An 11,914-nucleotide genomic window follows, 5' to 3' on the forward strand; every position below is an offset into this window, starting at 1 on the left:
GCCGGGTTGGGAGCTTGGTGTTTCAGGGCGTTGGGCGTTGATGCCGCAGCCCCATGACATAAGTGGCGCTGATTGCCCTGTCGTCACCCAGCATGGAAAGCGCGAAAAGCAGATCTGACACCGTTTCGGCCCGTTTCGCACGTTGCGCCATAAGGGGCGTCGCATAAGGGTCCATCACGCAAAGATCAGCCTCGAGCCCGGGCTCCACCTGGCCGATCTGATGCTGCAGCCCCAGCGCCTGCGCTGCGCCGGCTGTTGCCAGCCAGTAGGCCTGCACCGGATGCAGACTCGTTCCATGTGACTGTGCAGCGCAATAGGCGTCGTTCATTACGCGTAACATGGAGAGGCTGTTACCGCCGCCAATATCGGTGCCCAGCCCAACATGTACACGCCGGTCGGGGCGCATGGCATCGAACAGGCGAAAGGCGCCACTGCCCAGAAACGCGTTTGAGGTCGGACAATGCGCCAGGGTGCAGCCCGCATGGGCGCAACGCGTCAGGTCCTGCTCGTTTACATGGACGGCATGGCCGAAAATGCTGCGCGGTCGAACAAGCCCTGCCTTGTCATAAACATCCAGATAGCCTGTACGATGAGGGAAGAGGGACCGGACCCATTCTTCCTCGCGCAGTGTTTCCAGAAGATGCGTCTGCATGAACAGATCGGGCGCCGTATCGAGGAGGGCTCCGGCCAGATCAAGCTGGGCCTCGGTGCTGGTTGGGGCAAAGCGCGGCGTTACAGCATAGAGCTGACGGCCACGACCATGCCATTTGTCGATCAGGCGTCGGGACTCGTCATAACCGCCCTGAGCCGTATCACGCAGGTAATCTGGCGCATTGCGGTCCATGAGAACCTTGCCGGCGATCATACGCGTATTGCGTCGCGTTGACTCGCTGAAGAAGGCCTCGACCGACTCAGGATGAACCGTGCAGTAAACCGCTGCCGTTGTCGTGCCCTGGTGCAGAAGGTTGTCGAGAAAGTCCGAGGCGATGCGCCGGGCATAGGCCTGCTCGGCAAAGCGGCGTTCCTCAGGAAAGACGTAGCGTTCGAGCCAGGTGAGCAATTGCTCGCCATAGGACGCAATGACCCCGAGTTGCGGATAATGCACGTGCGTATCGATGAAGCCCGGCCCGATCAGGCTGCCGCGATGGTCGATGACCGCGCTGTCGTCTTTGAGCCCTGGCGCCAGCTGATCATAGGACCCAACAGCACTGATGCGGCCATTCTCTATGATCACCAGACCATCCGTATCGACGCTCAGAGCCTCATCCGGCAGCATATCGAACGGATTGCCGACAAAGCGCAGAACGGTCCCGCGCAGGGCGAGGCGGGGCGCGGCAGGGCTGGGATCTGGAATAGCTGAAGCAGGATGCACAGGGCTCATTTGACCTCTTCGAGGAGCTCTCGGCTGGTGAAAGCCTGTGTCTCATCCAGAAAGGCCGCGTTGGCAACGAGTTCGTCGCGAATCACCACGAGATAGGAAATGCCGCGAATAAGTTCGAGGCGTGTCACGAGGTCGGTTTCGGTTCGGTCGAGCGCACGCAGGCGACGCACTGCGGCGGCGGCAACACGCGCTGGGCGGTCGTGACGGTCGCGCGTATATTCCATACGGTCGAGCAGCAATTCGATAGGGCGCCGGGCTGTAACGGGCAGATGCTCGCGGTCAAGCAGTGTGCGCAGCCGGATGGCGTTGAGACCGATGGTCATGATGGCAAGCGTGCCTTGCAGATAGCTCTCGACCACGGGAAGGGGCGAAGGGCCTGCATGGCGGATCAATCGGGCAAATCGATCGATATTGCGCCCGATCCATTGTCGTGTTTCCGGCGCCTTGCGCAGATGGCAGAGGTTGCGCAACTCCCCCAGCATCTGCCGCCGTAGCCGCAGCCGCTCGGCCTGCGGGCTGAAAGGCAGAAAGGTATGGAAGACCAGCACAGCGGCGCAGGCAGCCATGAGCGTGCCCATGGCACCATTATAAAAGGCGATCTCATCAAGGCGGTGGTGATTCTGGACATTCACCATGCTGGGCATGAGCAGGCCATAAGCGGCGGCGGCACCTGCCGTAGCGGCGTTGGCGCGCGCCAGCCCACCAATGAACATGGCAGGCCCGAATGCCATAATGAACATCTCATAGGTGTCGAATTTCGGCACGAAGATGAAGGTGAGAACACCTCCGGCGATAACTGACCAGATCGTTCCCTTGAGAAAGGCTGTCGTGCCCAGAACCGGATTTTCCTGCGTGGCAAACAGACCGCAGATAAGAGATGTCATCGAGATGAAGCCGGTGCCGTTCGGCCATGCGGTGACTTCCCACACAAGGGCCGTGAACAGAATGGCCGCCATCACACGCAGGCCGTTATTGATGGCATTTCGCGGATCGTGATGGGTTTGCAGCCTGAAGTGGAACCGGTCGCGCGGAATCAGATGGGTGCTGGCATCATATTCGATGATCGCGATTTCAAGATCGTTGAGTAATTCACCAAGCGCCACATGCAACACCCGCTCGTCCACCGGGCCAAGATCTGGCAGGTCGCTATGATCCGGCCTTATGAACGGTGCGGCATGGATGCGACATTCCTCGATCAGCAGATGAAGATCGGCCAGAATACCCTGCACGGGTTCCGCATCGCGCAGGCGTGCTTCGAGTCCGCGGAGGAAGAGTTGCGCATGGTGCGAGGTTTCATGAAAACTGCCGTGGCTGTGAGCAAGGGCCGCCAGGCGGGCCGCCATGCCAAAGCCTCGGGAAAGCAGGATGGAGACGGCAGCCAGGGCAGCACGGGCGTGGTCGCCCTCATGCCCATGAGGCCCCATCTCGATTTCAGCAAATTCGATTTCGCTGTTCAGGCGCAGGATGGTGGCAAACAGCTCGCGCGCCTTGCGTTGGGTTGTGGCTGCATCGGAGAGGATGTCAGCGATGGAGAGCGAGACGAGGGAGAGCGCAGTCTGAAGCTTGGTCCGCACTGCCTGCCGGGCCTGTCGCTCCTGACTGGTGGCAAAGACGAGGCCCATACCTGCCTCGCAGATCACGCCGAGCGCAATATAGGTCGAGCGTGACACCGCGATCATGAAAACGTTCTCGGGGTCGTAAACCGCGCCCATCGCAATGATGGCGCAGGTATAGCCTGACAAGACGAGCGCATAGGCGCGAAAATTGCTTACGAAGGTGGCCAGCCCTGCGCAGAGCCCCATCCAGAGTGCGAGTGTCAGGAAAAACAGGAGCGGCTGTTGCGGAAAGACCGTGAACAGGCCGATTGCCGCCATCGCACCGATTACTGTCCCTACAATACGCCATCGCGCCTTCGAAAGACTCTCGCCACGGGTGCCCTGTGCCACCGCCCAGACGGTCATGGTGGCCCAGATCGGGCTATCGAGTTCCATCCACATGGCGATGCCGAGCGCCAAAAGCGCTGCGATTGTATTGCGTAGCGCAAACTCTACCGATTGAGCGGAAGGGGCGAACAGCCAGGCCCATCGGTCACGCTTGAGCGTGTAAGGCAGGCGTAGCGATATCTTTTCTGCCAGGCGCTTTTTGTCGCCTGAACGACCGGTTTTGAAAAAAGAGTGTGTGAACAGGCGCAAGGAGACGGGACCGGTTTGTGAGCAATCGAAAGGCCTCAGCGTGGCCATCGCTCCATGATGGCAGCGCCCCCCCGGGAAGGAAAGCGTACTGGAACATGTCGCACCTAAAGAATCGGTAACAGACGCGCCGACTATTCCGATTTCCTTCCCGCGATGAAGAAGCCGGGGGCTGAGGCGCGGTCCCCGTGCGGCGACTCAGGCAGAGCAGGATATGACGACGGAAATCGCCAAATAGTTAACAGGCGTTATTTTTCGTTTTTGTCCGAGTTTGCTGAACGCGGCCTGCGCTTCGGCGCCCGCAGAAGGAGCGCCTGTATCTGAGTTCAGAGATAGGATTCTCCAGTCAACCGGCACGACAGAAGCGATATCTATGAGTAACCAACTGTAATGGAGAAGAATCGATCATGACGTTCGCGCGTTGTCGCGGTATTGCCATTGTGGGCTAGCCTGACGACGTTCATGGTTCTCGCAAGGAGTCTTTGCCTTGAATACCGTTTCATGTGGGCTGAACGGGTATCGATGCCTCCCGGAATGGGGCAACGCAACAGGAAGGAAGAAGAAAACACAGCGTTAATTATTCGACAATTGCCTGAGGTGGCTGATCGAAAAAATGCGATATAAAAAAATACGGGTAATTTTTCCTAATTTATCAAAAACTTTACAAAGTTCTACTAGGCTGTTTTCACGTGTATTGACGTGCACGGCAAAAAATGAACGCCGAAAAGATTTTTGTGAGAACTTTCTTCTTGTGCCGAAGTTGGAAACACTGTGTTGTCAGTTTGATTTTAACGAGTTTGGATTGGAAGTATAAAAAACAAAAGATAAATCGTTAAACCTATTTACCTTGTAAAACTGATGCGATAAAAGATCCGGTTAAAAGAGTTAAACTTCAACAAAGAGAAAATAAATGTCAGAGTCAGAAACCAACGTCGCCCTGCTAGAGTTGACCGCTCAGATCGTTTCCTCTCACGTTGCCAACAATTCGATCGCTGGCGATGACCTGCCCGGTATGATCAAGCAAGTATACAACGCTCTGCAGGGTGCTGGTCAGGCTGACCCCGAGCCGGAGCGTCCGCAGCCTGCCGTGCCGATCAAGCGCTCTGTTTTTCCCGACTATATTGTCTGCCTTGAAGACGGTAAGAAGCTCAAGATGCTCAAGCGCCACCTGCAGAGCGCTTATGGCATGACGCCGGAGCAGTATCGCGAGCGCTGGGGTCTTCCGAGCGATTACCCGCTGGTTGCCCCGAATTACGCTGAGCGTCGTTCGCATCTTGCTCGTGAGATCGGGCTTGGTCGCAAGATCAATGCCGGTGCCGATGCCGCATCGCGCGCTCCTGCAGAGGAGAGCAGCGAGGGAGAAGAGCGTCCGGCCCGTCGTGGACGTGCAAAAAAGGCCTGATCTCTGGATTTACCCAGTAGACGCGCTTTGAAAGGCAACCCATCCTGCGATGGGTTGCCTTTTTTATTTGCGTGATGGGAAACAAGACCGATGACGGCGTTCAATCGCACGGATGACGATACCGGAGCCGCTTTGCTGCGCCAGCGAAGACGCCTTCTGCTCTGGCGGGGTATTGCTGTCGCGGCCTTGATCGTCACGATGTTGGTGCTCTTTATGCCGGGTAGGCCCCATGCGCCACGCGACGCGATTGCGCGTCTCGAGATCACGGGTGTTATAGGCAACAGGGTCAGGCCGACTGTGGAAGCCATCGAACGTGCCGGGCGTGATCCGCATATCAAGGGAATGTTGCTTGTCATTGACAGTCCGGGAGGCGGTGTGACTGGCGGTGAGGCGCTCCACGACGCCATTGCTCGCTTTGCCAGTCGCAAGCCGGTCGCCGTTTCGATGCAGGGTCTTGCGGCCTCGGCGGGTTACATGATTGCGGTCCCCGCCCAGCGGCTCTTTGCCTACCCCTCTTCCATTACCGGTTCGATCGGGGTCATCATGATGCGCCCCGATGCCTCCGTGTTGCTCGACCGCCTTGGCGTGAAGGCCGAGAGCATCACCTCCGGCCCCATGAAGGATCAGTCGCAGCCTTTCACCGCGCTCAAGCCTGAGGGACGGCAGATGCTTCAGGGGATCGTTGACGATCTGTTTGATCAGTTTGTCCTGATGGTCGCCAAGGGGCGTCATCGCCCCATAGAGGAAATACGCCAGCTGGCTGACGGGCGGCCCTATACCGGGCGTCAGGCGGTTGCACTGCACCTGATCGACCAGATCGGAGATGAGGATCAGGCCGCTGCGTGGTTGCACGGCCAGATCAAGGACGGCAAGGATCTGCCAGTCAGGAAGCTCGCCATCAAGAAACCGGATCGTACGATGTGGGAGCGTCTCTATCATCGCTTCGGCGGTTCGATGTTTGCATGGCCCGAAGCAATCGACAAGGTCATGGCCTATCAGAGTCTTGACGGTGCAGTCTCGATTTTGCCACGGTAAGAACTGAGCATTGTCGGGCGTATCGGACGATCCGCCCTCCTGTTACCGAGAGTTTGCAGAGCCCCTGATGACAAAATCCGAACTCATTGCCGAACTCTCGGCGGCGCATCCTCATCTCGGTGCCCGTCATATCGAGTTGATTGTCCAGACCATCCTCTCCGAAATTTCCGGTGCTCTCGCGCGGGGGGATCGGGTCGAGATCCGTGGCTTTGGCGCTTTCGTGGTCAAGAAGCGCGATGCCCGTCAGGGACGCAATCCGCGCACGGGCTCTGCTGTATCTGTAGAGGAAAAGACCATCCCGTTCTTCAAGGCAGGCAAGGAATTGCGCGAGCGCGTGAACGCCCACGCGACCCGACGCGGCTGAGCACGCGCGTTGAGTAAAAGGCGAGAATAGGCTGTCGCATTGACGCGCAGCGCAGGCAGGTCAGCATAATTTTCGGCCGGATCGGGCAGGAACCTGCCCAACGCTCTTTAGACGATTGATCCGACAGCTATCCTTGCTGAAGCACAAGCCAGGACTGGGCTGCGTGTTCAAGCTATCGAGCAGTCGCTCTCAGTGCTTTCCTGCCTGGATCTCACTCAGCAGGAAGTCGCGAAGTACTGTTATCCGCTTCGACATCTTCAGTTCTTCAGGATAGACGAAGAAGGCTTCAACAGTCGGTATCGGCTCATGGTCGAGAATACGGATCAGTTCCGGATGCGCCTGGGCCAGATAGGTGGGGACCGATCCGATCCCGGCACCTTTTGCGATGGCCGTCGCGATGGCCGGGAAGCTGTTGATTTCCAGCTTGTTGCGAACTGAGCCATGACACTGCCGGCGAACCAGTTCGAGCAGCCAGAAGGCATCGGGGAGGGGAGGTGACATGCCAGCGAACCCGACCAGATGATGCTGGCCGAGCTCTGCGATACTGTTCGGGACACCGTGCTGGTCCAGATAGGCCTGACTGGAATAGATAGGCATCGCAAAGTTGGCCAGATGGCGCTGGATCAGATCGGCCTGCCTGGGGGGATGCATACGTATGGCGACGTCGGCCTCACGCATCCCGAGGTCAAGGTCCGTATCCTCCATGATCAGACTCACCTCGATATCGGGGTGAAGCGCCAGAAAACGTTGGAGTTTGGGGGCCAGCCAGCCGAGGCCAAACCCCGACGTTGTGGTGATCTTGAGCTCGCCCTTGGCCTTGACCTTGCTCTCGCTCAGGTAGGCCTGTGTCAGGGAGAGTTTCGAGAACACTTCCCGGACGGTGTGGTTGAGTGTCTCGCCTTGCTCGGTCAGGATCAGGCCGCGGGCATGGCGATGAAAAAGCGGGACGTTCAGCGTCTCTTCAAGAGCCGAAATCTGCCGGGAAACTGCCGACTGGCTCAAATTGAGCCGGTCACCGGCATGGGTAAACGAGCCCGCCTCGGCAACCGCATGGAATATTCGCAATTTGTCCCAGTCCATGCGGCTTTCCTAGAGCTCGTCCCCGACCACGTCAGAAAAAGAGCGCGAGCGGGCGAATTTCCCGGTCGCGTGCCTGGCGGTCATCAAATGTTGATCACTATGACTTGGCAGCATTCTAAGGCCCTGCCAAGTCATTTTATGCAGCAACTCTTACGGAAGAATAACGATCGAAATGTCAGGACAGTCCAGCCAGAAGATGCTCGGCTTCGAGGGCTGCCATACATCCGGTGCCAGCAGCCGTAATCGCCTGCCTGAATTTCTTGTCCTGCACATCGCCAGCGGCAAACACGCCTTCGACTGAGGTTTTTGTGCTGCCGGGCACCGTGATGATGTAGCCCTCAGAATCACACGCCAGCGTTTCGCGGAACGGGCCGGTATTGGGGCTGTGGCCGATCGCCACGAATACGCCGTCGACATCCAAGGTCTTTTCACTACCGTCCTGCGTATTGCGCAGGCGTACACCGCAAACCGTCTCCGGCTTGCCGGCACCGAGGATTTCCTCGACCGCGTTGTTCCAGAGCACCGTGATCTTGGGATTGGCAAAAAGACGGTCCTGGAGGATGCGTTCTGCGCGCAAGCTGTCTCGTCGATGAACCAGCGTCACGTGGTCGGCGTGGTGCGTAAGGTAGAGCGCCTCTTCCACAGCCGTGTTTCCGCCACCGATCACGGCCACTTTCTTGCCGCGATAGAAGAACCCGTCGCAGGTGGCGCAAGCCGAGACGCCACCGCTCTGCAGTCTGGCTTCGGAGGGCAGTCCAAGCCATTTCGCCTGGGCCCCTGTGGCAATGACAACAGTGCGTGCCAGATATTCCGCGCCGGAATCCGCCTTCAGACGAAAATAGCCATCGTCGGTTTTTTCGTTGAAGGCACATTCCGTGATCAGGTCGTAATGCATCTCGGTGCCGACATGCTCGGCCTGCAGGCGCATCTGCTCCACGAGCCAGGGACCCTGAACCGGCTCGGCAAAGCCGGGGTAGTTTTCAACATCGGTAGTGATGGTCAACTGGCCGCCTGGCTGCAGCCCGGCCACAAGAATCGGCTTGAGATTGGCACGCGCTGCGTAGATTGCTGCGGTATAGCCTGCCGGGCCTGCGCCAATAACAAGCAGATCAGTCCTGAAACTCTGGCTCACTGGAAATGTCCTTGAACTGGTGTTCGTTTAATCATTGGTCATTGATCATCCGGCAGAGTGTTGATGCACCATGCCTAAGTGACAAGACAATTGCGAAGAGACATGGCTCTCGGGTCAGGATGCAGATATAGGTGATGATGCGCGCCTGCCAACCGACTAGTTTTGCCCGACCCTCACGGTGACGATGACTGACAACGATCCTGACGACCACTTCCCCCACAACGCTGCTCCTCACGACGCTACGGCGCGAGTCGAGTCACTGTCGGCAGGTCTCTCCCCGGGATCGTCTAGCGCGACGATCGTCGATCTGGATTCGATCGACCGTCAGATCGTGGCCGAGTTGCAGCGCGACGGCCGTATGACCAATGTCGAGCTGGCGCGACGCACGGGCATCTCGGCACCGCCCTGCCTGCGTCGTGTTCGACGTCTCGAGGAAATCGGGGTGATTGAAGGCTATCATGCAGATGTGGATGCCTCCCGGCTCGGCTGGTCGTTGACATTCTTCGCGCTGATCGGGCTCGAGAGCCAGAAGGGCAGTGTGCTGGAAGCTTTCGAGCGCGAAGTCGCAGGCTGGGCCGAAGTGCGTGAGTGTCACATGATCCGGGGCGGCGGCGATTTTCTCGTGCGCCTTGTGGCCCGTGATGCCGCACATCAGAACTACCTGACAAAACGCCTGACGGACCTGGATCACGTGGTGCGCGTGCAAACGTTGCAAACCATACGCACCAGTCTGAACAGGGCCGGCGTTCCGGTATGATGTCCCCGCTTCCGGCGGATCTGACCCTCGTCATTCCCTGTTACAACGAAGCCGCCAATGTGGTTCCCCTGATCGAGGGGGTGCGCCGCGCGCTTGAGGGCATGCGCTGGGAAATCGTCTTCGTTGACGATGACTCGCCTGATGGGACGTCGAAAGCGGTCGAGAAAGCCGCGCAGGAAGATCCCCGTATCCGCCTGATCCGCCGCGTCGGCCGCAGGGGGCTTTCCTCTGCGGTGATCGAGGGCGCGTTGTCCTCCACATCGCCCGTTATCGCGGTGATGGACGGCGACTTGCAGCATGATGAAGGCATCCTGCGCGATCTGGTGAGGCCATTGCTTGAAAACCATGCCGATATCGCTGTCGCCAGCCGCCATGTAGAGGGTGGCGATAGCAGCGGCCTGGCCAATCGGTGGCGGCATATGCTGTCGCAGGCCGGGATAAGGTTGTCGCAATCACTGCTGCCTATGCCGCTCTCCGATCCGATGAGCGGCTTCTTTGCGGTCAGACGGCCGATATTCGAACAGGCTGTTCCGAGACTTACCGGGACAGGTTTCAAGATCCTGCTCGAAATCGTCCTCTCCGTGCCGCGTCAGGCGCGGCTCATCGAAGTGCCCTTCGTGTTTCGTCCGCGTGTATCGGGTGAGAGCAAGCTCAGTCCGCTGGTCATGGTGCAGTTTCTGGGCATGCTGATCGAGCGTGCCTTTGGTGGATGGCTGCCAACACGCTTCATCATTTTTGCGGCTGTTGGGCTGATCGGGATTGCGGTCAACCTGTTCATCTCGGAACTCGCGCGTTTCTCCGGGGCTGGTTTTCAGGTGAGTCAGATACTCGGTACGGCCTGCGCCATTCTTGCAAACTTCCAGTTGAACAATCGTATCACCTATCTCGATCGCCCCCTGCGCGGTCGCCGTTGGCTGCCGGGACTGTGTATCTTCGTCATTGGCGCCACCATTGGGGCTTTCGGTAATATCGGCGTTGCCGAACTGATTTATGACACGCATGGGCACTGGAGTCGTGCCAGCGCGGCTGGCGCAGTGATTGGTGTGGTCTGGAATTATGCGATTGCCTCTACCCTCGTCTGGCGCTGAGTCGGCTCCCCCCGCCAGAGGGGAAACGAGGCAGCTCGTCGCCCTGTTCTGGGGTGTCCTGCTTGTCCTGACCCTCCTGCGCATTGGTCTGGCTGCCACATTGGGTGTCTCACCAGACGAGGCCTATTACTGGACGTGGTCGCGCCATATTCAGGCAGGTTATCTCGATCATCCCCCCATGATCGCCCTATGGATCCGGCTTGGCACAGCCTTGTTCGGAGATAGTGCTTTCGGGATCAGGGTGCTCGGCCCCATCTCGGCGCTGCTTGGTTCGATCGTACTGGTCCGCGCCGGACGCGATCTTCTCGGAAGTGTTCAGGCCGGGTATCGTGCCTCCCTGCTGCTCAACGCGACACTTATGCTTGGCCTCGGGGCCGCCACAGCGACGCCAGATACACCGCTGGTTTTTTTCCTGACGCTTACTCTATGGGCCCTGGGGCGCCTGATCGTCACGGGGCAGCCGCGTTGGTGGCTGGCAACAGGACTGTTTTTTGGCCTGGCCTTTGACAGTAAATACACCGCTGTCTTGCCGGCTTTTGCCTGTGGGCTCTGGGTACTGGCAACGCCCGCACAACGCCGTCACTGGCTCTGGCTTGTTGGTGGAGCCGTCATCGGGCTTGCGACTATCCTCCCCGTATTGGCGTGGAACGCAGCGCATCACTGGGCCAGCTTTCTGAAGCAGGGTGGCCGGGCCAGCGACTGGCATCCACTCAAGGCGGTCAGCTTTCTTGCGGAACTGGTTGGAGGTCAGATCGGTCTGGCCACGCCGCTGGTTTTCCTGCTTTTCTGCATCGGGATTATCTGGTGCCTCAAACGGGCGGGACGCGAACCAGTGGCGCGCCTTCTGGCCTGTCTGTGCATCGTGCCGGTTGCCGTTTTCGTTCAGCATGCTTTTGGGGGGCGGGTGCAGGCCAACTGGCCGGTAGTGATCTATCCTGCAGCAGCTCTTGCGGCTGCTGCAACGCATCGGCGCATCGGTTATGCCTGCGCCCTGGGTCTAGGGATCACCGCGCTTATCAGCCTTCAGGGTATGGTCGCGCCGCTCCATCTCTCGGCGCATCACGATGTCATCGCCCGCCAGACTGCGGACTGGTCCGGGCTGGCACACAGGGTGCAGGAAGAGGTTTCACCGGGGCATAGCCTCGTTGTGGGCGATTATGCTCTCGCATCCATCATGCGCTACGAGACGCCAGATCAGCCGATATACAGCTATGACAACCGCTGGGGTTTTCTTGGCGGACATGACGCGCAGGACCACCGCTGGGGTTTTCTTGGCGGACATGACGCGCAGGACCACGCCTATCCGGGGCCCAAGGCGCAATTGCTGCTTCGCGAGAGCGAAAAGCCGGACCTACCCGCGGCGTGGCTCGGCGCGGCTGAAACAGGCCGCTTCTGTCGCCTGCTGCGCGGCCAGCCGATCATCTGCTACCGTCTGATCAATCTGAACCTACCGGCCGGGACAGCAATGTACCGGCTACCTTGAGAC

The 11,914-nt window shown here is 58.8% G+C and carries 10 protein-coding genes; 6 read left to right on the top strand and 4 right to left on the bottom strand.

From position 1 onward, the window contains the following. Positions 1 to 22 precede the first annotated feature (22 nt). Together guaD and Asbog_RS05180 are read right to left on the bottom strand one after the other, a co-directional pair. Positions 23 to 1,381, bottom strand: coding sequence for a guanine deaminase (gene guaD, locus Asbog_RS05175; RefSeq protein WP_062164319.1), 1,359 nt, complete (start codon positions 1,379 to 1,381; stop codon positions 23 to 25). Then, positions 1,378 to 3,621 (bottom strand): FUSC family protein, encoded by a 2,244-nt coding sequence (locus Asbog_RS05180; RefSeq protein WP_083510718.1) that lies wholly within the window; start codon positions 3,619 to 3,621, stop codon positions 1,378 to 1,380. Before Asbog_RS05180 ends, guaD begins: the two co-directional genes overlap by 4 nt. 859 nt (positions 3,622 to 4,480) lie before the next feature. Between Asbog_RS05180 and Asbog_RS05185 the strand changes: the two genes are divergently transcribed. The 3 genes from Asbog_RS05185 to Asbog_RS05195 all read left to right on the top strand — a co-directional run bounded on the left by Asbog_RS05185 (position 4,481) and on the right by Asbog_RS05195 (position 6,371). After that, positions 4,481 to 4,972, top strand: a complete 492-nt coding sequence (locus tag Asbog_RS05185; protein WP_062164320.1) for a MucR family transcriptional regulator — start codon at positions 4,481 to 4,483, stop codon at positions 4,970 to 4,972. 90 nt (positions 4,973 to 5,062) lie between these two features. Further along, positions 5,063 to 6,007 carry a signal peptide peptidase SppA gene (gene sppA / locus Asbog_RS05190; protein ID WP_062164322.1) on the top strand — a complete coding sequence of 315 codons (945 nt, stop codon included), beginning with the start codon at positions 5,063 to 5,065 and terminating at the stop codon, positions 6,005 to 6,007. A gap of 67 nt (positions 6,008 to 6,074) precedes the next feature. Then, positions 6,075 to 6,371 carry an integration host factor subunit beta gene (locus Asbog_RS05195; RefSeq protein ID WP_023977539.1) on the top strand — a complete coding sequence of 99 codons (297 nt, stop codon included), beginning with the start codon at positions 6,075 to 6,077 and terminating at the stop codon, positions 6,369 to 6,371. Between the two features lie 189 nt (positions 6,372 to 6,560). Here the strand turns inward: Asbog_RS05195 and Asbog_RS05200 are convergent, their stop codons facing one another. Continuing rightward, positions 6,561 to 7,451 carry a LysR family transcriptional regulator gene (locus Asbog_RS05200; RefSeq protein WP_023977538.1) on the bottom strand — a complete coding sequence of 297 codons (891 nt, stop codon included), beginning with the start codon at positions 7,449 to 7,451 and terminating at the stop codon, positions 6,561 to 6,563. 175 nt (positions 7,452 to 7,626) lie between these two features. After that, positions 7,627 to 8,583: a thioredoxin-disulfide reductase gene (trxB, locus tag Asbog_RS05205; RefSeq protein ID WP_062164324.1), complete on the bottom strand. Its 957-nt coding sequence runs from the start codon at positions 8,581 to 8,583 to the stop codon at positions 7,627 to 7,629. 259 nt (positions 8,584 to 8,842) lie between these two features. Here trxB and Asbog_RS05210 point away from each other — a divergent pair, with 259 nt between their 5' ends. Genes Asbog_RS05210 through Asbog_RS05220 form a run of 3 tightly spaced genes read left to right on the top strand, consistent with a single transcriptional unit; the run spans position 8,843 to position 11,911 of the window. After that, entirely contained in the window at positions 8,843 to 9,340 is a 498-nt protein-coding gene (locus tag Asbog_RS05210) for an Lrp/AsnC family transcriptional regulator (RefSeq protein ID WP_051395788.1), read from the top strand. Further along, positions 9,337 to 10,428, top strand: coding sequence for a glycosyltransferase family 2 protein (locus Asbog_RS05215; RefSeq protein ID WP_062164326.1), 1,092 nt, complete (start codon positions 9,337 to 9,339; stop codon positions 10,426 to 10,428). Before Asbog_RS05210 ends, Asbog_RS05215 begins: the two co-directional genes overlap by 4 nt. After that, positions 10,403 to 11,911 carry an ArnT family glycosyltransferase gene (locus Asbog_RS05220; protein WP_062164327.1) on the top strand — a complete coding sequence of 503 codons (1,509 nt, stop codon included), beginning with the start codon at positions 10,403 to 10,405 and terminating at the stop codon, positions 11,909 to 11,911. The genes Asbog_RS05215 and Asbog_RS05220 overlap by 26 nt, the downstream gene beginning before the upstream one ends. The last annotated feature ends 3 nt before the right edge of the window (positions 11,912 to 11,914 follow it).

The sequence above is a fragment of the Asaia bogorensis NBRC 16594 genome, from assembly GCF_001547995.1.
Classification (GTDB): domain Bacteria; phylum Pseudomonadota; class Alphaproteobacteria; order Acetobacterales; family Acetobacteraceae; genus Asaia; species Asaia bogorensis.

Coding starts and splice junctions, on each gene's coding strand:
- Asbog_RS05195 (WP_023977539.1), top strand. CDS start 6,075: ATGACAAAATCCGAACTCATTGCCGAACTCTCGGCGGCGCATCCTCAT.
- Asbog_RS05180 (WP_083510718.1), bottom strand. CDS start 3,621: ATGGCCACGCTGAGGCCTTTCGATTGCTCACAAACCGGTCCCGTCTCC.
- Asbog_RS05215 (WP_062164326.1), top strand. CDS start 9,337: ATGATGTCCCCGCTTCCGGCGGATCTGACCCTCGTCATTCCCTGTTAC.
- sppA (WP_062164322.1), top strand. CDS start 5,063: ATGACGGCGTTCAATCGCACGGATGACGATACCGGAGCCGCTTTGCTG.
- Asbog_RS05185 (WP_062164320.1), top strand. CDS start 4,481: ATGTCAGAGTCAGAAACCAACGTCGCCCTGCTAGAGTTGACCGCTCAG.
- guaD (WP_062164319.1), bottom strand. CDS start 1,381: ATGAGCCCTGTGCATCCTGCTTCAGCTATTCCAGATCCCAGCCCTGCC.
- Asbog_RS05200 (WP_023977538.1), bottom strand. CDS start 7,451: ATGGACTGGGACAAATTGCGAATATTCCATGCGGTTGCCGAGGCGGGC.